Raw genomic sequence first — 21641 nt, 5'->3', positions numbered from 1 at the left:
CCGTGCGGCGTCGGCGCAGCACGGCGCGCGAGATGTTCGGCAGGAGATCGCCGGCGCGCCACGATCAGCCGCCCGCGGCGACCGGGAAGCGGCCGGCCTCAGCCCGTCGGGGTCAGCTGGCCAGCACCTTGATCAGCGCGATGACGCCGCCGATGATCAGGGCCACCACGGTGATCGCGATGCGGATCCCCATCCGGATCGCGATCGACTTGCCGACGCTCGCCGCCACGCCCTGCCACTGGCTACCGCCCGGCTGCTGCCCGTACTGCGTGGACTGGTACGGGTTGTACGCCGGCTGCCCGTACTGCGGGGGCTGGCCGTACTGGCCCTGCTGCGGGAACTGCCCCTGCGGGTACTGCCCTTGCTGCGGGTACTGCGCCGGGGGGTACTGGCCCTGCTGCGGCGGGTACTGGCCGGGCGGCGCCGAGTGCGGCGCGGCGCCCGACATCGGAGCCCCGGACATCGGCTGACCGTACGGCTGCTGCGGCGGGTACGGCTGCTGGCCGGGCGGGGGGTACGACATTGACTGCTCCACGGACGGGCTTTTCGGAACTGGCCCGGTCACGCTACCCCTCGGCCGCCAGCGCTGTCAGCGCGCCGCCGGCTCGGTACGGTGAGCGGACAGTAAATCCCGGGCGGCCCGGCGCGCGGCCCGGCCCGCCTGCGCGTCACCGTCGATCGCGGTGACCACGCTGGCGCCCTCGATCAACAGCAGCAGCTGCCGGGCGAGGGCACGAGGCTCCCGCCCGCCGGCCTCCCGTACCCGGGTCTCCAGCAGCTCCCGGTACCGCAGCAGGTGCCGGCGCGCGATCTCGGCGACCCGCGGCTCGGCCCGGGTGTCGGTGACCGTGTTGACCACCGCGCAGCCGCGGTACCCGGGCTGGGCGAACCACTCGATCAGCAGGTCGAACACCGACAGCACGCGGTCCGCCCCGGCCGGCGCGTCCGCGGTGTTGCGGACCAGCCAGGCGTGGATGCGGTCGCTGTGCTCGGCGAGCATGGCGGCGACGAGGTCGTCCTTGGCCGGGAAGTACCGGTAGAGGCTGAGCTTGGACGCGCCGGCGCGGGCGGCGATCTCGTTGACGCCGACCGCGTGCACGCCCTGGGCGTAGAAGAGTTCGCGCGCGGCGGTCAGCAACCGGTCGCGTACGGCGGTGGGGTTGGCCGGTCCGCGCGGCATCGGGCGGCTCCTCGTCGGGTCGTGTCGGCCACCTCATAGTACAGATCTGTACTATGACAGTACAGATCTGTACTGTCCCTGGGCATGGTCACCGTCGCCGCCCCGCCCACCGTCACCCCCGTACGCCGGCTGTGGGTCGCCGTGCTGTGCGGCTACCTGGCGCTCGGCGGGACGCTCCAGATACTCCCCGCCGCCGTCGTCACCCGGTTCGGCGCCGGGCCCGCCACCGTCGGACTCGTCGTCGGCGCCGCGTTCGCCGCCACGGCCGTGCTGCGGCCGATCGCCGGGCGCGCCGGGGACGCCGGGCGGTCCCGGGCCGCGATGCTCACCGGCGCCGCCCTGACCGCGCTCGGCGCCGCCGGTCACCTGGCCGCGCCGAACGTTCCCGTCCTGCTCGCCGCCCGGCTGGTGATGGGATTCGGCGAGGCGGCCCTGTTCTCCGGCGGCCTGCCGTGGGTGCTCGCCGGCGTACGGCCCGACCGGCGCGGGCGGGTCACCGGCTGGTTCGGCCTGTCCATGTGGTCCGGGCTCGCCGCCGGCCCGGTCCTCGCCGCCCTCGTCGACCGCCTCGCCGGCCCCGCGTACGCCTGGGGCCTGGTGGCAGCCCTGCCCGTGGTGTCCGCCGTCCTCGTCGCCACCACCCGCCGACCGGCCGCGCCACCCGAGCCGACCCCGCTGCTGCCGCGGACCCGGCGCGACGTCGTACCGGCCGGTGCCGCGCTGCCCGGCCTGCTGCTCGGCCTCGCCGCGTACGGGTACGGCACGCTCAGCGCGCTGCTCGTGCTGTACCTGGCGCGGATCGGCGGTGCCGGCGCGGGGCTCGCGGTGTTCGCCGCGGCGTTCCTCGCCGCCCGCGCCGCCGGCAGCCCGTGGGTGGACCGGCTCGGGCCGCTGCGCGTGCTGCGCACCGTACTCGTGGTCGAGGCCGCCGGCCTCGCCCTGCTCGCCGCCGCCGGCTCACCCGCCGTCGCGCTGACCGCCGTCGCCGTCGCCGGCCTGGGCCTCGGCCTGGTGTACCCGGCGGCGAGCGCCCTGACCCTCGGCCGTACGAGCGGGCGGCCCGGCGCGGCGGTCGGCGCCATGACGTCCTTCTGGGACCTCGGCATCCTCGCCGCCGGACCGGTCGGCGGACTTGTCGCCACCCGCGCCGGCTACCCGGCGGCCTTCGCGGTCGCCGCGGTGGCCGCGCTCGGCTGCCTCACCGTCACGTACGCCCTGGCCCGCTCCCGCTGAACCGTCAGCGGGGGAGCAGCGTCTCGGCGGCGGCGCGCGCGTTGGCCGGCCCCGCGCCGTACGTGGCGAGGTAGCCGAGAGCCTGCGGCGGACGCCACGCCGGCCACCCCATCTCGACGAGTACCACCTGGGGGTGGGCGGCGGTGATGTCCTCGATGACGGCGCGGATCCGTTCGTGCCGGTGGGTGTCGCGGGTGACCAGGATGAGCGGTTCGCCCGCGGACCGGTCGACCAGCGCGCCGACGTCGATCGGCGGGTCGGACAGCGGGTGCAGCCGGACCAGGTCGGCGTCCGCGGCGGTCCGCTCCAGGTACGGCAGCAGGCCCCACGGCACCTCGCCGACCGCGATCGTCGGCGGCGCGTCCAGCTCCACCACGAGCGGTCGACGCGCCGCGGGCACCACCCCGTGCACGCGCAGCGCCCGGCGGGCCGCCGCCAACCCGATCTCGTCGTACCCGTCGCCGGCGGTGCTGCGCGCCGGCCCCGGCCGCGTCGCCGTGGCCAGTACGACGGAGCGGGCGGCGGCGTCGGCGAGCCGTTCCGCCGGGAGCCGCCCGTCCCGTACGGCGGCGACGATCTCGGCGACGGTCGCCTCCACCAGTTCCTCGGTGATGCGGGCGCCGAGGCACAGCAGATCGGCGCCGGCCGCGAGCGAGCGTACGGCCGCGTGACCGAGCCCGTCGGCGCCGGCGCCGCCCATCTCCAGCGCGTCGGTGACGACCGCGCCGGTGAAGCCGAGCTCGTCGCGCAGCAGCCCGCGCAGCGCGGCGGGGCTGAACGTGGCCGGCAGCTCACCGGTCACCTGCGGTACCCGGATGTGCGCGGTCATGATCGCGGGTGCGCCCGCGGCGATCGCGGCGGCGAACGGTGGCAGGTCGCGCTCCCGCAGCACGGACAGCGGCGCGTCGACCACCGGTACGGTGTCGTGCGAGTCGACGCGGGTCGCGCCGTGGCCCGGGAAGTGCTTGGCGCAGGCGGCGACCCCGGCGTCGGCGAGCCCGGCGACCGCGGCGGCGGTGTGCGCGGCGACCCGCGCCGGATCCGTCCCGAACGACCGGGTACCGATGACCGGGTTGTCCGGCGCCGAGTTCACGTCGACGGTGGGCGCCAGGTCGAGGGTGATGCCGAGCGCGGCGAGTTCGGAGCCGAGCGCCCGGTACACCTGGCGGGTCAGCGACTCGTCGTCGACGATGCCGAGCGCCGCGTTCCCCGGGTACCGGCTGCCGCTGGTGTACCCGAGGCGGGTGACGTCGCCGCCCTCCTCGTCGACCGACACGATCAGCTCGGGCCGGCCGGCGCGCAGCGTCGAGATCAGCCCGGTCACCTGGTCCGGGTCCACGATGTTGTGCCCGAACAGGACGATCCCGCCGAGGCCCTCGTCGCCGAGTCGCCGCACCCAGTCCGGCGCGGTGGTCTCGCGGAACGCGGCCAGCAGGGTACGCAGCGCCTGGGTGCGCAGGGACGGTTCGATCATGCTGTTCTGTTCCCTTTCAGCCCTTGACCGCGCCGGCGGTCAACCCGCTCGCGACGTGGCGCTGGATGATCGCGAAGAAGACCACCACGGGCAGCGCCATCATCGTCGCCCCCGCCATCAGCGCGCCGTAGTCGATGCCGCGCGCGGTCACGAACGACACCAGCCACACCGGCAGCGTCTCCTTGTTCTGGTCGCTCAACAGCACGTACGCCATGATGAACTCGTTCCAGGACTGGATGAGCGCGTAGATCGAGGTGGCCAGCAGGCCGGGGAACACCAGCGGCAGCACGATCTTCCGGAACGCCTGGAACCGCGTGCACCCGTCGACCATCGCCGCCTCCTCCAGCTCCGCCGGTACGCCGGCGACGAAGCCGCGCAGCGTCCAGATCGTGAACGGCAGCACGAACGCCAGGTACGTGAGGACCACGCCGCCGAGCGAGTTGACCGCGTCGATCGAGTTGAGCAGCAGGTAGATCGGGATGATCAGGGCGGACAGCGGCACCATCTGCACCACCAGGACGACGAACACGAACGCCCGCCGCCCGTAGAACCGGAACCGTGCGATGGCGACCGCCGCGAGCAATGCGAGTACCAGGGCGATGAGCATGGTGCCGAACGCGACGAGCACGCTGTTGCCGAGCGCGTCGAGGAAGTGCGGGGACCGCACCGCGCGGACGAAGTTCGAGCCGCTCGGGTGCCACGTCCAGAACCGCGGCGTGTACGTGAGGATCTCGGAGCCGGGCTTCACCGCGGTCAGCAGCATCCAGTACACGGGGAAGATCATCACGACGGAGACGGCGACCCCGACGACGTTCGCGACGGTACGGCCGCGGCTGCGCGGGCGGCGGGCGGACAGGGTGGCCATCAGTCGATCTCCCCCAGGCGCAGGCTCTGCCGGATGTAGAACACGGTGAACCCGAGCAGCAGCAGTACGGTCACGACCGCGACCGCGGCGCCCAGGCTGTACTCGTTGACCCCGAACGCGTGCATGAACGAGTACACGCCGAGGGTCTGGTACTCGGGCTCCGGCTTGCTGCCGCGCGCCACCCAGATCTGGTTGAAGACCTGGAAGTCCCAGATCACGCTCAGCACCGTGACGATCGTGTAGATCGGCCGCAGGATCGGGTACGTCACGCGCAGGAACGTCTGCGCCGCCGACGCGCCGTCCACCCGCGCCGCCTCCTCCAGTTCCTTCGGTACCTGCGAGATCCCCGCGTACAGGGTGATCGCCACGAACGGGATCGCGCCCCACACCACGATCAGCGTGATCACGCCGAAGCCGCTGACCGCGTTCGCGTACCAGTCGTGGTTGTCCATGTCGACCCCGGGTACGAGGCCGATCAGCCAGTTCACGACGCCGAACTCGTAGTCGAACAGCCAGTTGAACACCAGCGTCGACACCACCTGCGGCATCGCCCAGACGCAGATCAGCACGACCGTCACCAGCAGCCGGCACCACCGCGACGCGGCACGCATCACCAGCGCGGTCCCGGTCGCCAGGACCAGCGTCAGCACCACGTTGACCACGGTGAACACCACCGTGCGGAGTACCACCGTCCAGAAGCCCGGGTCGCCGAGCACCCGCGCGTAGTTCGCGAACCCCACGTACGGCGCGGGCAGCCCGCTGAACAGCTCCCGCTGCGTCAGGTCCTGCAGCGACAGCAGCACCAGCTTGACCAGCGGGTACCCCTGGACGCCGGCGAGGACCACGACGGTCGGCAGGATCAGCAGGTACCCGATCAGCCGCGGCGTGGCCCGGGTACGCCGGCGCGGCGTGACCGTACCGTCCGGTGGCGCGGCCGTACCGGGGGCGGTGGGTGGTGCTTCGGTGTGCGTGCTCATCGTGCTCCCTCGGCCGGGACGGCGGCGGCGTGACGTGACGCGCCGGGCCCGACCGCGTACGGATCGGGCCCGGCGGTGCTCAGGAACCGTTCAGCGTGGACTCGACCGCGGCGTTCATCGCCTTGGCCGCGTCGGCGACGCTCTTCTTGCCGGAGGCGATGTCGGCCAGGCCGTTCTGGAGCACGAGGCTCTTCTCGACCTTCGGCCAGCCCTCGGCGATCGGCACCATCCAGCTGTTCTTCGCCGACGCCGCGGCCGGTGCCAGGGCCGGGATCTTCGCGGCCTCGTCCAGCAGCGTGGTCGTGTTCGGGATGTTGCCGGCCCGCATCAGCGCCCGCTCGTTCGACGTACCCGTCATCGCCGCGACCCAGGCGGCCGCCCAGTCGGCGTGCCGGCTCTTGGCGGTGATCGCCAGGTCGGAACCGCCCGCGAACGACTGCATCGCCGTGCTGCCCGCCGCGCTCGGCATCGCGAAGCTGCCGATCTGGTCCTTGAGCTTCGGGTTGCCGCCGTTGCCGTCGGCCGCGACGCTGCCGCCCTCCCAGCCCAGCCCGTACATCATGGCGACGTGGCCCTGCGCCATCACCGTGTACTGCTGCGGGTTGGCCTCGTCGCTGGTCTTGCTGGCCTTCGACAGCTTGTCCGTCATGGCCTTCCACTGCGTCAGGCCCTTGATCGCGGCCGGCGAGGCGAGCCCGCCCTGCCACTTCCCGCCGTTCTTGGTGGCGATCGTGCCGCCCGCGTCGTACACGAACGAGAGCGCCGAGTACCAGAACTTGCCGGGCATGTAGAACGCGGAGAACTTCGGGTCGCCGCCGTACTTCCGGTCGAGCTTGGCGCCGTCCGCCATCAGCTCGTCGTACGTGGTCGGCGGCTTCGTGATGCCCGCCTTGGCGAACATGTCCTTGCGGTAGAACACGGTGCGGCTGCCCGAGTAGTACGGCACGCAGTAGGTGGCGCCCTCGTACCGGCAGGACGCGGCGAGGCCCTTGTTCCAGTTGGCCGAGTCGGCGAACAGGTTCGTGCTCTTCGACAGGTCCCGGAACGCCCCGGACGCCAGGTACGACGTCGTCTCGGTGTCGCCCATCTCGACGACGTCGGGCACCGTGCTGCCGGACAGCGCCGCGTCCAGCTTGGTCAGGTGGTTGTTCCACTGCTGGTAGTCGACCTGCACCGTGACCTTCGGGTACTTCTTGTGGAACGCCGCGGTGGCCGCCTTGACCGCGTCCGGCCAGCCGGTCTGCGCGTCGACCTGGAGCCAGACCTTGAGGGTGCCGCTGGCCTTCGCGTCGCCGGCGGTACTGATCGTCCCGCCGGACGCGGCGCTGCCGCCGCCGCTGCCGCAGGCCGCCGCGCCGAACAGGACCGCGGCCAGTCCGGCCGCGGCGATGAGCCGATGTTTCACGCCATCCTCCTGGATGTCCTGGCTGGTGCCGGGCGCCGGTCGGGGGACCGGACCGGGCGGTGGTCCGGACCGCCTCCACGCAGGGGAGGGCGTCCGCCGACCGTAAGCTGACGGGTGATCTGGTGCTGACGGGGAATCTAATAGGAAAGTTTCCTAAAGACTAGAGGACGAATCGGTATGAGTCGACGCCACCAGCCCGGTACGCCGCGGTTGTTACGCGCTCTTAACGACCGGGCGGCGCTCGAACTGCTGCTCGCGCACGGCCCGCTCACCCGCGCCCGGCTCGGCGAACTGACCGGGCTCAGCAAGGTGACCGCCTCGCAGCTCGTCGAGCGCCTGGAGGGCCGCGGCCTGGTCGAGCGCGTCGGCGTCTCCGCCGGCGGACGCGGCCCCAGCGCCCAGCTGTACGCGGTCGTCCCCACCGCCGCGTACGTGGCGGGCATGGCCATCGGCCCGACCGGAGTGACCGCCGTGTCCGCCGACATCACCGGGGCCGAACGCGGCCGGGTCCAGGTCGACGCCGACATCTCCGACGACCCGGTCGGCCTCGTACACGCGGCGCTGGCGCGGGTCGCCGGCGAGGCCGGCATCCCGGTCGAGGCGATCCGGCGCGTCGTCCTCGGCTCCCCGGGCGTCATCGACCCCCGCTCCGGCGAGGTGTCGTTCTCCTGGGAACTGCCGCGCTGGCACCGCGGCCTGCTCGCCGCGCTCACCGCCGACCTCAACCGTCCCGTACGGATCGTCAACGACGTCAACCTCGCCGCCGTCGCCGAACACCGGCTCGGGGCCGCCGCCGAGGTGGACGACTTCGTCCTGCTCTGGTGCGACCGCGGGATGGGTGTCGGCGTGATGCTCGGCGGCCGGCTGTACCAGGGGGTCATGGGCGCGGCCGGCGAGGTCGGCTACCTGCCCGTACCGGGGGTGGAGCTGGTGCACGGGGTGTCCCGGCAGCACAAGGCCCCGTACAGCGCGCTCGCGGGCGCGGAGCCGATCCGCGCGGTGGCCGCCGAGTACGGGTATCCGGATGTGGCGGCGGCCGAGGCGGTGCGGGCCGCGGCGGCGGACCCGGGGAAGGGCGGGCCGCTGCTGGACGAGGTCGCCCGGCGCATCGCGCTCGGCGCCGCCGCCGTCTCCGTCGTCCTCGACCCCGGGCTGGTCGTCCTCGCCGGCGAGATCGGGCAGGCCGGCGGCGCCGAACTGGCCGCGCGGGTCGAGCGGGAGGTACACGAACTGGCCCCGGTCGTACCGCGGGTGGTGGGCACCGGGGTGGCCGCCGACGCCGTCCTGCACGGTGCGGTACTGACCGCGTTGGACGCGGCGCGGGAGGACGTCTTCGCCGCGGCGGCCGAGTCGCCCGACCCGGCCGACGCGGCCCCGTGAGCGCGGCCCGGGTCACGGACGGGTGTCGGCGCGTGTTCTGCCGGCGGGCTCTGGTCCGATCTGTCCGAACCGGGGCCGCCGGTGGGGTAGGGTCCAGAACCCGTGAGAGCGCTACGACGGTTCACGGTGCGGGCGGCACTGCCCGCACCCCTGGCGGCCCTTGACGAGCTGGTCGGCAACCTGCACTGGTGTTGGCACCCGCCGACCCTCGACCTGTTCGAGGCGGTGGATCCGGCGCTGTGGCGGGCCTGCGGGCAGGACCCGGTCCGGCTGCTCGGCGAGGTCTCCGCGGACCGGCTCGCCGAGCTGGCCGCCGACGAGGAGTTCCGCTGGCGGCTGGCCGAGCGCCACCAGGAGCTGCGGCAGTACCTGACCGAGCCGCGCTGGTACCAGACGCTCGGCGGTGACGTACCCGGGCTGGTGGCGTACTTCTCGCCCGAGTTCGGCGTGACCGCGGTGCTGCCGCAGTACTCGGGCGGGTTGGGGATCCTGGCCGGGGATCACCTGAAGGCGGCGAGCGACCTGGGCGTACCGGTGCTCGGGGTGGGGTTGCTCTACCGTTCCGGATACTTCAGCCAGGGGCTGACGCCGGACGGCTGGCAGGCCGAGCAGTACCCGGCGCTGGATCCGCACGGGTTGCCGTTGACCCGGCTGCGCGACGCGGACGGGACGCCGGTGCAGATCCGCGTCGGGCTGCCCGAGGGGCGGGTGCTGCGGGCGCAGATCTGGCAGGCGTACGTGGGCCGGGTGACGCTGCTGCTGCTCGACAGCGACCTGGAGAGCAACACGCCCGCCGAGCGTGCCGTCACCGACCGGCTGTACGGCGGGGGTGTGGACCACCGGCTCCTCCAGGAGGTACTCCTGGGCATCGGCGGGGTGCGCGCGGTCCGCGCCTGGTGCGCGCGTACCGGGACGCCGGCGCCGGACGTGTACCACACCAACGAGGGGCACGCCGGGTTCCTCGGCATCGAACGGATCCGCGAACTCGTCGACACCGGCCTCGACTTCGACGCCGCGCTGCGGGTGGTCCGCGCCGGCACCGTCTTCACCACGCACACGCCCGTACCGGCGGGGATCGACCGGTTCCCGCGGGAGACCATCGAACGCTTCTTCGGCGGCGACAACGCGAGCCCGGGAGTACCGGTGGAGCGGGTGGTGGCGCTGGGTGCCGAGGCGGACCCGAGCGTGTTCAACATGGCGCACATGGGGCTGCGGCTGGCGCAGCGGGCGAACGGGGTGTCCCGGCTGCACGGGGCGGTCAGCCGGGAGATGTTCTCGTCGCTGTGGCCCGGGTTCGACGTGGACGAGGTGCCGATCACGTCGGTCACCAACGGCGTGCACGGGCGTACGTGGCTGGCCCGGCCGTCGCTGGAACTCGCCGAGCGGGCCGGACTCGCCGACCTCGACCACACCGCGCCGGACGCGGCGTTCGCGGCGGTCAGCAAGGCACCCGACGTCGACCTCTGGTCCGTACGCGGTGAGCTGCGCGCGCGGCTGGTCACCGAGGCGCGGCGGCGGCTGCGGATCTCCGCGGCGCACCGCGGCGCGACCGAGGCCGAACTGGGCTGGGTCGACGAGGTGCTCGACCCGGACGTACTGACCATCGGGTTCGCCCGGCGGGTGCCCAGCTACAAGCGGCTGACGCTGATGCTGCGCGACCGCGGCCGGCTTGAACGGCTGCTCACCTCCACCGACCGGCCGGTGCAGATCCTCGTCGCGGGCAAGGCGCACCCGGCCGACGAGGGCGGCAAGAAGCTCATCCAGGAGCTCGTCTGGTTCGCCGACGACCCCCGGGTACGGCGCCGGATCGTGTTCCTGCCGGACTACGACATGGGGCTGGCGCGGCACCTGGTCGCCGGCTGCGACGTGTGGCTCAACAACCCGCTGCGCCCGCTCGAAGCCTGCGGTACGTCCGGGATGAAGTCCGCGCTCAACGGCGGCCTCAACCTGTCCGTACGCGACGGCTGGTGGGACGAGCTGTACGACGGGCAGAACGGCTGGGCCATCCCCACCGCCACCGGCGTCGTCGACGAGAACCGGCGCGACGACCTGGAGGCCGCCGCGCTGTACGAGCTGCTGGAGAACCACGTCGTCCCGCTGTTCTACGACCGGGACCAGGCCGGCGTACCGGCGCGGTGGGTGGGCATGGTGCGGCACACCCTCCGCACGCTCGGCCCCGCCGTACTCGCCAGCCGGATGGTCGCCGACTACGTCCAGCGGCTGTACCTGCCCGCCGGCGCCGCGTCCCGCCGGATGTCCGCCGACGGCGGCGCGCCCGGCCGCGAACTGGCCGCGTTCGCCCGGCGGGTGTCCGAGTCGTGGGGCGAGGTCACCGTCGAACACGTCGAGTCGTCCGGCGCCGAGGAGCAGGCCGCCACCCCGCGGCTCGGCGCGACGCTGCGACTGCGCGCCGAAGTACGGCTGGGTCGGCTCGTCGCGGGCGACGTCGAGGTACAGGCGTGCTCCGGCCGCGTCGCCGAGGGCGACTCCGACGAGCTGCGCGACGTCCACACCGTGCCGATGCGGCTCACCGGCGACGGCGTCGACGGCCGCCTCCGGTACGAGGCGGACGTGCCGCTCGCGCACGCCGGCGCGTTCGGGTACACGGTGCGGGTCGTGCCGACGCATCCGCTGCTGTCCAGCCCGGCCGAACTCGGCCTGGTCACGTACCCGCTGCCGGGCTGACCGGCGCGGCGCGGGGCGTTCAGGATCGGGTGGTGGAGGCGCGGACGACGAGGGTCGGGGCGAGGGCGATGCGCCGGGGCGCCTGCTCGCCGCCGGCCCGCGCCAGGTCGAGCAGCCGTACGCACTCGTCGGCGATGAGCGCGTGTGGCTGCCGGACGGTGGTGAGCGCGGGGTCGGCGAGCGCGGCGAAGCCGGCGTCGTCGAAGCCGGTGACCAGCACGTCGTCGGGCACCCGTACGCCGGCGGCGCGCAGTCCCCGCACGACGCCGAGCGCGATCTCGTCGTTGCCGCCGACGATCGCGTCGGGCAGCGGCCCCCGCGCGCGCAGCAGGTCCGCCGCGCGCACCCCCCAGTCGATCCCGTACTCGCCGAGCAGCGGCTCGGCGGTGGTGAGCCGGTGCCGTGCGGCGGCGGGGCCGAACCCGGCGAGCCGGCTGCGCCCGGTGGACGACTCGCTCCCGGCGCTGACCAGTACGACGGTGCGGGCGCCGACGTCGGCGAGGTGACCGGCGATCAGCCGTAGCCCGGCGGCGTCGTCGACGCCGACCCAGTCCAGGTCGGCGTCCGTGACGTACCGGTCGACCTGGACGACGGGGACCTCGGCCGCGACGGCCGCGAGCGCGTCCGCACTGGCCACGGCGGACACCGGCGCCACGATGAGCCCGTCCACCTGCCGGTCGGCGAGCGCCTGCAGGCGTACCGCCTCGACGGCGGGGTCGCGTTGCGCGTCGCAGAGCAGGAGCTGCCGGCCGCTGCCGGACAGGCTGCGTTCGATCGCCTCGACGAGGGCGGGGAAGAACGGGTTGCTGATCTGCGGCACGACCATGCCGACGGTCCCGGTCCGCTGCGTACGCAGGGCGCTGGCGAGCCGGTTCTGCCGGTACCCGAGGGCGCGGGCGGCGGCGGTGACCCGGGTGGTCAGCTCGGTACCGACGGGGCGGGCGCCGGACAGTGCCCGGGACGCGGTCGACACCGACACGCCGGCCCGCTGCGCCACGTCCCGGATCGTCACCCGCACGGGGCGTCCCGGTCGAGCAGCCCGGCGAGCAGCAGGTCGACGACACCGTCGCGGTCGGCACCGGTCGCGACCCGTACCGGCGGGGTGTCGGGGGTGGCGCCGACGCGGCGGTCGGCGACGAGCATGCCGCGGGTGTCGGCGCCGCGCAGTTCGACGCGCAGCGGCACCTCGACGTACCGGCCGAGGCCGGGGGAGACGGTGAGGGCGGCGGCGCTCTCGTCGTGCAGCGGGCAGCCGTCGCGGCCGTGCGCGGCGTAGAAGTCGAGGTAGTGCGCGAGGATCCGGGTGGCGAACCGGGCGCGCGGGTCGCTGGCCGCGGCGATCCGGGCCAGCTCGGTGCGGCCGAGCCAGGTCGCCATGGTCGTGTCGAGCGGGACGAGCGTGACGTCCGCGCCGCAGGTCAGTACGAGGTCGGCCGCCTCGGGGTCGTGCGCGATGTTCGCCTCGGCGACCGGCGTGATGTTGCCGGGCACGTCGAGCGCGCCGCCCATCACCACGATCCGGTCGAGCAGCCGGGGCAGCGCGGGTTCCAGCAGCAGGGCGAGCGCGACGTTGGTCAGCGGCCCGGTCGCGACCAGCGTGTACCGGCCCGGTTCGGCGCGGGCGAGCCGGACGAGCTGTTCCGCGGCGGACGCGTCGACGGGGCGCCGGTCCGGTGTCTGCGCGGCACCGCCGAGCCCGTCTTCCCCGTGTACGAGGGTCGACAGGTGCACCGGCTGGGCGAGCGGCCGCCGCGCCCCGACCGCCACGGGTACGGCGGTGAGCCCGGCGACGTCGAGTACCTGGATGGCGTTGGCGGCGGCGGATTCGGCGCCGGTGTTGCCGTGCACCGAGCCGACGGCGGCGATCCGTACGTCCGGGTGCGCGGCGAGCAGCAGCGTGGCGAGCGCGTCGTCGACGCCGTGGTCGCCGTCCTGGATGACGTCGATCATGCCGGATCCACCGCCCCGGTGAGGAAGTCGGCGAGCGGTGGCAGGTCGGGGCGGGCGCCGGGCACGGTCACCGCGTACGCACCGACGCGGCACGCCGCGGTCAGTGCCGCGCCCGGGTCGAGTCCGCTGCGCAGCGCGAGGACCAGCGCGGCGCAGAACGCGTCGCCCGCCCCGACACTGTCGACCGCGCGTACGGCGGGCGCCTCGGCGGTGGCGACCAGCTCGCCGCGCGCCCGCAGCTCCGCCCCGCGGCTGCCGTACGTGACGGCGACGAGCCGGGCGTCGGGCAGCCCGCCGAGCGCCGCGTACTCGGTCTCGTTGACGATGACGAGGTCGCAGCGGGCGCGCAGCTCGTCGGGCAGTGGCACGGCGGGTGCGGCGTTCAGCGCGAAGAACCCCCGGCTGGTACGCGCCGCGGCGAGCACGGTCGGCAGCGGGATCTCCAACTGGCACAGCACGGCGGGCGCGTCGGCGACCCCGGCGTCCACGCGCACCAGGGCGTTCGCCCCCGGTACGACGATGATCTGGTTCTCGCCGCGGTCGTCGACGGCGATCAGCGCGGTGCCGCTGGGGCCGTCGACGGTGACGACGCCGGAGTCGTCCACTCCGGCGGTACGCAGCGCGGCGCGCAGCACGGGGCCGGCGTCGTCGTCGCCGACCGCGCCGACCATGCGCACCGCGGCGCCGAGCCGGGCGGCGGCGACGGCCTGGTTGGCGCCCTTGCCGCCGGGTACGCGGTCGAGGTGGTGGGCGGTGACGGTCTCGCCGGGTGCCGGCAGCCGCTCGGTCCGACAGGTCAGGTCGAGGTTCAGGCTGCCCACGACGGTGAGGCTCTCGCGCTGCATCGTGCCTCCGGATCGGCAAACGTTCTCCGAGCGAGAGTACGCCTGGCGGAACGGCTTGGCCGGACCGGGTGCCGAGCATGGGGTACTGATCGGCAAACGTTTGCCCAGCCGGGTCGGTGGAGGCTCCGAAGAAAAGCGTCGAGTGGGTGGCTTTCGGATGGCAAGTATTGACAGCGCCGGCCGTTGGGTATTGAGTCGCACAAGTCTGGAATCTCCGCTTCGCCACATCCTGGGGAGTGCCGATGAGTCGTACCGAGGGCGGGCTGTCCCGCCGTTCGCTGTTCACCGCCGCCACGGGCGTCGCCGCCGGGGTCGCCGCCGCCGGACTGGTGCCCGCCGCGGCGCAGGCGGCCGGCCGCAAGGCGGGCACCGTCGACTACCCGGACGCGCACTGGGTGCCGGCGAGTACCGGCAACTACACGAAGTCGAACCGGCCCAGCACGTACCCGATCGAGCTGGTGGTCATCCACGTCACGCAGGAGACGTTCGACAACACCATCACGCTGTTCCAGGACCCCAGCCACGCGGCGTGCGCGCACTACGTGACGCGCTCCGCCGACGGGTACATCGACCAGATGGTGCGCGAGCACGACATCGCCTGGCACGCCGGCAACTGGGACTACAACACCCGCAGCATCGGGATCGAGCACGAGGGCTGGGTCGACGACCCGTCCTGGTTCACCGACGCGATGTACCGGTCGTCGGCGAAGCTCACCCGCAGCATCTGCGACCGGTACGGGATCCCGATGGACCGGGACCACATCATCGGCCACGTCGAGGTGCCGGGCACCGACCACACCGACCCCGGCCCGAACTGGGACTGGGACACGTACATGTCGTACGTGACGGCGTGAGCCCTCAGAGCGCGGGCTGCCGGCCGGCGAGGACCGTACGCAGGCGGGCGTCCTGGAGCGTCACCAGGGTGCCCGCCGCGTCCGTCGTCGCGGGCCGTGCGCGGTAGTCGACGACCGTCACGACGGTGCCGGTACGGGTGACCGACTCGATCCGCACCGTCCGCCCACCCTTCCGGTACGCGAACGCGCGGCCGGTGCTGCCACGCAGCTGCACACCGGTCGGCCGGTCCTTCGCGGCCAGCGCGCGCAGCGTGTCGGTCGCGCCGCGCGCCGCGTCGGCCGTGCCGAAGACGTACAGGGTGAAGGTGGCGGTGGCGCGCACCGACGAGCCGGACGTCAGGTCGTAGCCCGCACCGCCGAGCATCGTCAGGCCCGGGCAGTCCCGCCGCAACAGGCCGCGACAGTACGTGCGGGCGCTGCGGCCGTCGACCACGTCCGGCCGGGTCCAGCCGTCGCCGTGCTCGTCGGCGGTCTGCCAGCGCCGGTCGAGCGACACCATCGCCCCGGCGCTCGGCAGCGCGTCCATGGCGGGGATCGTCGACTCCAGCACCCCGGTACGCCGGGGCGACGGCGCCGATTCCGGCTTCGCACCCGCCGGGCCGCCGCCGCAGCCGGCCGGGCCGAGCAGCCCGAGGACCGCGAGCACCACCGCCGCGCCACGCCGTCGGTCCACCACCGCACCCCCTCGACGGCGCGATGCTACCGGTCGCCGCGCGGCCCGGCCCGCCCCCGCGGCCCGATGGTCCACTGTGGACGGTCAGGTGGCCCGCAGCAGCAGGACACTGCGCGCCGGCAACCGCACCCTTGTACCCGCGGGACGGGTGCCGGGCGCGGCGCCCGCGGTGTCCAGCACCGTCTCGTACGCCGGGGCCGCGGTCGGCAGCACCACGTCCACGTCGTCCCCGCCGCCGTGCAGGTACAGCAGGTACGAGCCGCCGGTGCCGGTGTCCGCCCGCGCGCCGTCCAGGTACGCGCCGAGCGTGTGGTCGCCGGGCCGGTGCCAGTCCGCGTCGGTGACCTCGCCGCCGTCCGGCCGGTACCAGACGAGGTCGCGGCGGCCGTCCACGGTGGCGCCGGTGAAGAAGCCGCGGCGGCGGAACACCGGCTCCCGCGCCCGCAGCGCGAGCAGGTCCCGGACGAAGGCGGCCAGGCCGGTGTCGGCGGTGGACCAGTCCAGCCACGACGTCGGGTTGTCCTGGCAGTACGCGTTGTTGTTGCCGTGCTGCGTGTTGCCCAGCTCGTCGCCGGCCAGCAGCATCGGCGTACCGGCGGACAGCAGCAGCGTGGTCAGCAGGTTGCGGACCTGCCGGTCGCGGGCGGCGCGGACCGCCGGGTCGTCGGTGTCGCCCTCGACGCCGAAGTTCGCCGACCGGTTGTCGTCGGTACCGTCGGCGCCGTGCTCGCCGTTGGCCTCGTTGTGCTTGCGCTCGTAGCTGACCAGGTCGCGCAGGGTGAAGCCGTCGTGCGCGGTGACGAAGTTGACCGACGCGTACGGGCCGCGTCCGGACAGCCCGTACAGGTCCTCGGAGCCGGCGAGGCGGGTGCCGACCTCGGCGAGGTGACCGAGCGAGCCGCGCCAGAAGTCGCGCACCGCGTCCCGGTAGCGGCCGTTCCACTCGGCCCACGGCGGCGGGAAGCCACCCACCCGGTACCCGTCCATGCCGAGGTCCCACGGCTCCGCGATCAGCCGTACGCCGCGCAGTACCGGGTCCTGGCCGACCGCGCCGAGGAACGCCGAGTACCGGTCGACGCTGTCGGCCGAGCGGGTCAGCGCGCTCGCCAGGTCGAACCGGAACCCGTCCACCCCCATCGTGGTCACCCAGTACCGGAGGGAGTCGAGGACGAGCCGGAGCACCGGCGGTTGCCGCAGGTCGAGGGTGTTGCCGCAGCCGGTGTAGTCGCGGTAGCGGGAGCCGTCGGCGGGGTCGAGCCGGTAGTAGGTGCGGTTGTCCAGCCCGCGGAACGACAGCGTCGGCCCGTCCGGCGGCCCCTCCGCGGTGTGGTTGTAGACCACGTCGAGGACCACCTCGATGCCCGCGGCGTGCAGCGCGTCCACCATCTCCCGGAACTCCGTCGCCGGGTTCGCGCCGGACGACGGGTCGGCCGGGCAGCCGCTCGCGGCGAACCGGGTGTCGGGCGCGAAGTAGCCGAGCGTGTTGTAGCCCCAGTAGTTGGTGAGGCCGCGGGCGGCGACCGACGGCTCGGTGACGCTGTGCTGCACCGGCAGCAGCTCCACGGCCGTCACCCCCAGCCCCGCCAGGTACGCCACCGCGGCCGGGTGCCCGAGCCCCGCGTACGTGCCGCGCAGCTCGGGTGGGACGTCGGGCATCGTCGCGGTGAACCCGCGTACGTGCATCTCGTACAGGACGGTGTCGGTCCAGGGGCGCAGCGGCGGGCGGGTCGCCGGGTCGAGCGGGCCGACGACCACCGAGCGCGGCACGTACGGCGCGGAGTCGGTGCCGGTGCCGGCCCGCAGCGCCGGCGCGTCGGTGAGCGTGCCGGCCACCGCCCGGCCGTACGGGTCGAGGAGCAGCTTCGACGGGTCGAACAGGTGCCCACGGCCGGGATCCCACGGCCCGCGCGCCCGCAGCCCGTACCGCTGGCCGGGGCCGATGCCGTCGACCCGCCCGTGCCACACGTTGTCGGTACGCTCCGGCAGCGGTACGCGCCGCTCCGTGCCGTCCGGATCGAACAGGCAGACGTCGACGCCGGTCGCCGCCGCGCTGTACACGGCGAACCGTACGCCCCCGTCGTCCGTCGTCGCACCCAGCTCCACGAACCCTCCCCGGTTGTCCGGGTTCCATGATCCCGCGCCGCGGGCGTTCCCGGGCCACCGACGGCCGCGGTCGTACCGGCGTGGTTGGATGGGGCCCGTGCTGGCACCGAACGCTTCCCCCGAGGTCGACCCGGACCTGGTCATCGCGGTCGACGACGTGACGGTCACCCGCGGCGGCAACCACCTGGTCCAGGACGTCGGCTGGCAGGTCGAGCTGGACGAGCGGTGGGTGCTGCTCGGGCCGAACGGCGCGGGCAAGACCACGCTGCTCAACCTGGCCTCCGCCCGGCTGTTCCCGACCTCCGGCACCGTGCACGTGCTCGGCGAGCGGCTCGGCCGGACCAACGTCGCGGAGCTGCGTACCCGGCTCGGCCTGGTCACCGCCGCGGCCGGCGCCCGCATCCCCGGCGACGAGACCGCGCACGACACCGTACTCACGGCCGCGTGGGGCGTCGTCGGCCGCTTCCGCGAGGCGTACGACGAGATGGACGCGGGGCGCGCCACCGAGCTGCTGGAACAGTGGGGCGTCGGGCATCTCGCCGACCGGCGGTACGGGACGCTGTCGGACGGGGAGCGCAAGCGCGTGCAGATCGCGCGGGCGATGATGACCGACCCGGAGCTGCTGCTGCTGGACGAGCCGGCCGCCGGCCTCGACCTCGGCGGCCGCGAGGACCTGGTGCGCCGGCTGTCCGAGCTGGCCCTCGACCCCGACGCGCCGGCGACGGTGCTGGTCACCCACCACGTCGAGGAGATCCCCCCGGGGTACACGCACGCGCTGCTGATGCGCGACGGCGCGGTCGTCGCGGCCGGGCCCGCCCCCGAGGTGATCACCGGAGAGCACCTGAGCAAGACGTTCGGGCTGCCGCTTTCGGTCACCCGGATCGGCGACCGGTACACGGCGCAGGCGCTCTGAATCCGGGCCGACCCGCCGTACCTGCCGCATGATCGGCCGATCGCGGGGCGCGGCGCCGGGACCGCCGGGGCGGGCGGGTTAGGCTGCCCCTCGCGGCGGCGTCGTGATCCGACCCGCCCGAGTCGACCCGACCGAGCGGTAGGAGGTGTCGTGGGGGAGTTCGTCCGGCTGGAGACGGTTGCCGAGCACCCGGGCGTGGGCGTGATCCGCCTGGAACGTCCGCCGATGAACGCGCTCAACAAGGCGGTACAGGAGGAACTGCGGGCAGCTGCCACGGAGGCGTCCGCCCGCGACGACATCCGCGCCGTCATCGTGTACGGCGGGGAGAAGGTGTTCGCCGCCGGCGCCGACATCAAGGAGATGGCCGACGAGGGGTACGCGGAGATGTCGGCGCGCGCCGCCGCACTGTCCGCCGCCCTCGACTCCGTCTCCCGCATCCCGAAGCCGGTCGTCGCCGCCATCGCCGGGTACGCGCTGGGCGGCGGCTGCGAGGTGGCGCTCGCCTGCGACTTCCGCGTGGTGTCCGCGGACGCGAAGCTCGGCCAGCCGGAGATCCTGCTCGGCATCATCCCCGGCGCCGGCGGTACGCAGCGGCTGCCGCGGCTGATCGGCCCCGCCCGCGCCAAGGACCTGGTCTTCACCGGCCGGCACGTGCGTGCCGACGAGGCGCTGCGCATCGGCCTCGCCGACCGGGTCGTACCGGCGGGGGAGTCGGTGTTCGACGCGGCGGTGGAGCTGGTCCGCCCGTTCCTGACGGGGCCGGCGCTGGCGCTGCGCGCGGCGAAGCAGGCGATCGACGGCGGGCTGTCGGTCGACCTGGCGTCCGGCCTGGCGCTGGAGAGCCACCTGTTCGCGGCGCTGTTCGCCACCGACGACAAGCGGATCGGGATGGACGCGTTCGTCGCCAAGCAGAAGCCGGACTTCACCGGGAAGTGAGTGGCACCATGAGCAAGTCGCATCCGACCGCCGCCGAGGTCGAGGCCGCCCGGGACGATCCCAAGCAGGCGAACATCCTGTACCACGACTGGGAGGCCGACACCTACGACGAGAAGTGGTCCATCTCGTACGACGAGCGGTGCGTGACCTACGCCCGGGACCGCTTCGCGCACGTCGCGGGCACCGACGGCTGGCCGTACCGGAACGCGTTGGAACTGGGCTGCGGCACCGGGTTCTTCCTGCTCAACCTCATGCAGGCCGGCGTCATCGAGAAGGGGTACGTCACCGACATCTCCCCGGGCATGGTCGACGTCGCCCTGCGCAACGCCAAGCAGCTCGGCCTCGACGTGTCCGGCCGGGTCTCCGACGCCGAGACCATCGCGTACGACGACGCCACGTTCGACCTGGTCGTCGGGCACGCCATGCTGCACCACATCCCCGACGTGGAGCAGGCGCTGCGCGAGGTGCTGCGCGTACTGCGGCCGGGCGGCCGGTTCGTGTTCTGCGGCGAGCCGACCAAGGTCGGCGACTGGTACGCCCGCAAGCTCGGCCAGGCCACCTGGTGGGCCACCACCAACCTCACGAAGCTGCCCGGCCTGACCGACTGGCGCCGCCCGCAGGAGGAGCTGGACGAGTCCAGCCAGGCCGCCGCGCTGGAAGCCGTCGTCGACCTCCACACGTTCGACCCGCACGCGCTGCGGCGTACCGCGGAGTCGGCCGGCGCGATCGACGTCGAGGTCGCCACCGACGAACTGACCGCCGCGTTCCTCGGCTGGCCGGTGCGCACCTTCGAGGCCGCCGTACCGAAGGAGAAGCTCGGCTGGGGCTGGGCGCGTTTCGCGTACACCTCGTGGAAGGCGCTGTCGGCGGTGGACGAGAAGGTGCTGTCGCGCGTCGTGCCGAAGGAGTTCTTCTACAACGTGGAGATCACGGGCGTGAAGCCGTAACACCGCACCGTGACCGCCTGACGCCACGTCCTGTCGGTGAGCGCTCGCGGCCGTACCCGCATCCGCCCGCCCGTCTGTGAGGACCGCCCGTGACGACCGCCCGTACCGACCCGCCCGAGCCCGATGCGGCCGCATCGTCCGATGCGGACGGTGCCGACGCCGGCGCGCCGGAGCCGACCGCCCCGGTACCGTCCGATGTGGACGGTGGCGCGCCCCCGGCCGACGTGGACGCCACCGCCGCGCCGGCACCGTCGGAGGCTGCCGCGCCGACGGCAGGGGAGCCCGACGCGGCGGCGTCCGGACAGTCCGATGTGGACGGTGCGGTGGCGGGGGCGGCCGGGACGACGTTGTCCGGTGCGGACGACGACCGTGCCGCGCCCGCGCCGGCGTCCGATGTGGACGGTGCGGCGGTGGCGGACGCGCCCCCGTCCGACGACGTGTCCACGGCCGCGGATGCCCCCGATGCCGGACCGGACGCGGATGCCGACGGGGAACTGGCCGTACTGGGGGCGGCGCTCGCCGCGGACGACGGGAGCGAGCCGCGCCGGCACTGGCTGCGGTACCCGGGTCTGGTCGGTGCGTTGGCGGTGATCGGCCTGCTGATGCTGATCCCGTGCGGGGCCGGGACGCTGTTCTTCACCGGCGCGTTCGCCGACTCGGGCCGGTTCGGCAGGACGCCGGACGCGTGTTCGGTACTCGACGCGAAGACGGTGCACGACCTGTTCGGCGGGCACCTGGAGTCGGCGGGGCGTACCGGGGCGGGCGACGACTCGACGTGCCAGTACCAGGGGAGCGCGGCGGTGCGGGCGGACGCGAGCGTGACGCTCACCCTGACCCGGTACGGCACGAAGGGGCCGCTGTCGGCACCGCGGATGGCGCACGCCGCGCTGACCACGGACGCGGACGATGGTGGCGTCACGCGTGCCGTGCCGGGGCTCGGCGACGAGGCGGTCGCGCTGGACCGCCCGACCGGCGTCACCGTGTACGCCCGGGTCAGCAACGTGGTACTGCGCCTGGAGGTGTCGACCGCCGCGGCCAGTGAACCGGAGGCCGTCGACGGGGCCCGTACCGTCGCCGCCGCGCTGCGCTGACCGGTGCGGTGTGCGACGCGTCGACCGGTTCGGTGAGGTTCGCTGGGTTCTGGACACCGGATACCGCCCGGGTATCGAGTGGGCACACCGTCGCCGTACTCCGCTGGCCGGACGGCCGCTGCCGCTCGTC

At 74.0% G+C, this 21641-nt stretch carries 19 protein-coding genes; 8 read left to right on the top strand and 11 right to left on the bottom strand.

Features of this window, described 5'->3' with window-relative positions; genetic code table 11:
• Positions 1-112: 112 nt before the first annotated feature.
• Both Aru02nite_RS26635 and Aru02nite_RS26630 read right to left on the bottom strand, forming a co-directional pair.
• Positions 113-463, bottom strand: a complete 351-nt coding sequence (locus Aru02nite_RS26635) for a hypothetical protein (protein ID WP_203662294.1) — start codon at positions 461-463, stop codon at positions 113-115.
• 126 nt (positions 464-589) lie between these two features.
• The gene (locus Aru02nite_RS26630; RefSeq protein WP_203662293.1) at positions 590-1180 is read right to left on the bottom strand and encodes a TetR/AcrR family transcriptional regulator; all 591 of its coding nucleotides are present in this window, start codon (positions 1178-1180) and stop codon (positions 590-592) included.
• An 84-nt stretch (positions 1181-1264) separates the two neighbouring features.
• Here Aru02nite_RS26630 and Aru02nite_RS26625 point away from each other — a divergent pair, with 84 nt between their 5' ends.
• Positions 1265-2413 (top strand): MFS transporter, encoded by a 1149-nt coding sequence (locus Aru02nite_RS26625; RefSeq protein WP_203662292.1) that lies wholly within the window; start codon positions 1265-1267, stop codon positions 2411-2413.
• A 4-nt stretch (positions 2414-2417) separates the two neighbouring features.
• Here Aru02nite_RS26625 and Aru02nite_RS26620 read toward each other — a convergent pair whose 3' ends face one another.
• The 4 genes from Aru02nite_RS26620 to Aru02nite_RS26605 all read right to left on the bottom strand — a co-directional run bounded on the left by Aru02nite_RS26620 (position 2418) and on the right by Aru02nite_RS26605 (position 7134).
• Complete coding sequence (locus Aru02nite_RS26620; RefSeq protein WP_203662291.1) at positions 2418-3887, bottom strand: glycoside hydrolase family 3 N-terminal domain-containing protein; 1470 nt, start codon at positions 3885-3887, stop codon at positions 2418-2420.
• A 16-nt stretch (positions 3888-3903) separates the two neighbouring features.
• Positions 3904-4752, bottom strand: coding sequence for a carbohydrate ABC transporter permease (locus tag Aru02nite_RS26615; protein WP_203662290.1), 849 nt, complete (start codon positions 4750-4752; stop codon positions 3904-3906).
• Entirely contained in the window at positions 4752-5729 is a 978-nt protein-coding gene (locus Aru02nite_RS26610; RefSeq protein WP_203662289.1) for a carbohydrate ABC transporter permease, read from the bottom strand. Before Aru02nite_RS26610 ends, Aru02nite_RS26615 begins: the two co-directional genes overlap by 1 nt.
• A 79-nt stretch (positions 5730-5808) precedes the next feature.
• A complete protein-coding gene (locus Aru02nite_RS26605; protein ID WP_203662288.1) occupies positions 5809-7134 on the bottom strand; it encodes an extracellular solute-binding protein in 1326 nt (441 codons plus the stop codon).
• Positions 7135-7311: 177 nt separating this feature from the next.
• Between Aru02nite_RS26605 and Aru02nite_RS26600 the strand changes: the two genes are divergently transcribed.
• Positions 7312-8514, top strand: coding sequence for an ROK family transcriptional regulator (locus Aru02nite_RS26600; RefSeq protein WP_203662287.1), 1203 nt, complete (start codon positions 7312-7314; stop codon positions 8512-8514).
• Between the two features lie 102 nt (positions 8515-8616).
• Positions 8617-11199, top strand: coding sequence for an alpha-glucan family phosphorylase (gene glgP / locus Aru02nite_RS26595; protein ID WP_203662286.1), 2583 nt, complete (start codon positions 8617-8619; stop codon positions 11197-11199).
• Between the two features lie 19 nt (positions 11200-11218).
• Here glgP and Aru02nite_RS26590 read toward each other — a convergent pair whose 3' ends face one another.
• Genes Aru02nite_RS26590 through Aru02nite_RS26580 form a run of 3 tightly spaced genes read right to left on the bottom strand, consistent with a single transcriptional unit; the run spans position 11219 to position 13994 of the window.
• Positions 11219-12217, bottom strand: a complete 999-nt coding sequence (locus Aru02nite_RS26590; RefSeq protein WP_203662285.1) for a LacI family DNA-binding transcriptional regulator — start codon at positions 12215-12217, stop codon at positions 11219-11221.
• Positions 12208-13149 carry a nucleoside hydrolase gene (locus Aru02nite_RS26585; protein WP_203662284.1) on the bottom strand — a complete coding sequence of 314 codons (942 nt, stop codon included), beginning with the start codon at positions 13147-13149 and terminating at the stop codon, positions 12208-12210. Before Aru02nite_RS26585 ends, Aru02nite_RS26590 begins: the two co-directional genes overlap by 10 nt.
• Positions 13146-13994, bottom strand: a complete 849-nt coding sequence (locus Aru02nite_RS26580) for a ribokinase (protein WP_203662283.1) — start codon at positions 13992-13994, stop codon at positions 13146-13148. The genes Aru02nite_RS26585 and Aru02nite_RS26580 overlap by 4 nt, the downstream gene beginning before the upstream one ends.
• 242 nt (positions 13995-14236) lie before the next feature.
• Between Aru02nite_RS26580 and Aru02nite_RS26575 the strand changes: the two genes are divergently transcribed.
• Positions 14237-14848 carry an N-acetylmuramoyl-L-alanine amidase gene (locus Aru02nite_RS26575; RefSeq protein WP_203662282.1) on the top strand — a complete coding sequence of 204 codons (612 nt, stop codon included), beginning with the start codon at positions 14237-14239 and terminating at the stop codon, positions 14846-14848.
• 4 nt (positions 14849-14852) lie between these two features.
• On the opposite strand, the gene Aru02nite_RS26570 is transcribed toward Aru02nite_RS26575, so the two are convergent.
• Both Aru02nite_RS26570 and glgX read right to left on the bottom strand, forming a co-directional pair.
• Positions 14853-15521: a hypothetical protein gene (locus Aru02nite_RS26570; protein WP_203662281.1), complete on the bottom strand. Its 669-nt coding sequence runs from the start codon at positions 15519-15521 to the stop codon at positions 14853-14855.
• An 84-nt stretch (positions 15522-15605) separates the two neighbouring features.
• A complete protein-coding gene (gene glgX / locus Aru02nite_RS26565) occupies positions 15606-17624 on the bottom strand; it encodes a glycogen debranching protein GlgX (RefSeq protein WP_239076967.1) in 2019 nt (672 codons plus the stop codon).
• A gap of 88 nt (positions 17625-17712) precedes the next feature.
• On the opposite strand from glgX, the gene Aru02nite_RS26560 reads away from it, so the two are divergent.
• The 4 genes from Aru02nite_RS26560 to Aru02nite_RS26545 all read left to right on the top strand — a co-directional run bounded on the left by Aru02nite_RS26560 (position 17713) and on the right by Aru02nite_RS26545 (position 21511).
• Positions 17713-18537, top strand: a complete 825-nt coding sequence (locus Aru02nite_RS26560; protein WP_203662279.1) for an ABC transporter ATP-binding protein — start codon at positions 17713-17715, stop codon at positions 18535-18537.
• 150 nt (positions 18538-18687) lie between these two features.
• Positions 18688-19473 (top strand): enoyl-CoA hydratase/isomerase family protein, encoded by a 786-nt coding sequence (locus tag Aru02nite_RS26555; RefSeq protein WP_203662278.1) that lies wholly within the window; start codon positions 18688-18690, stop codon positions 19471-19473.
• Positions 19474-19481: 8 nt separating this feature from the next.
• Complete coding sequence (locus tag Aru02nite_RS26550; protein ID WP_203662277.1) at positions 19482-20420, top strand: class I SAM-dependent methyltransferase; 939 nt, start codon at positions 19482-19484, stop codon at positions 20418-20420.
• An 89-nt stretch (positions 20421-20509) separates the two neighbouring features.
• Positions 20510-21511 (top strand): hypothetical protein, encoded by a 1002-nt coding sequence (locus Aru02nite_RS26545; protein WP_203662276.1) that lies wholly within the window; start codon positions 20510-20512, stop codon positions 21509-21511.
• Positions 21512-21641 lie beyond the last annotated feature (130 nt).

The sequence above is a fragment of the Actinocatenispora rupis genome, assembly GCF_016861975.1.
GTDB lineage: Bacteria > Actinomycetota > Actinomycetes > Mycobacteriales > Micromonosporaceae > Actinocatenispora > Actinocatenispora rupis.
This window is presented reverse-complemented; position numbering and strand designations above follow the sequence as displayed.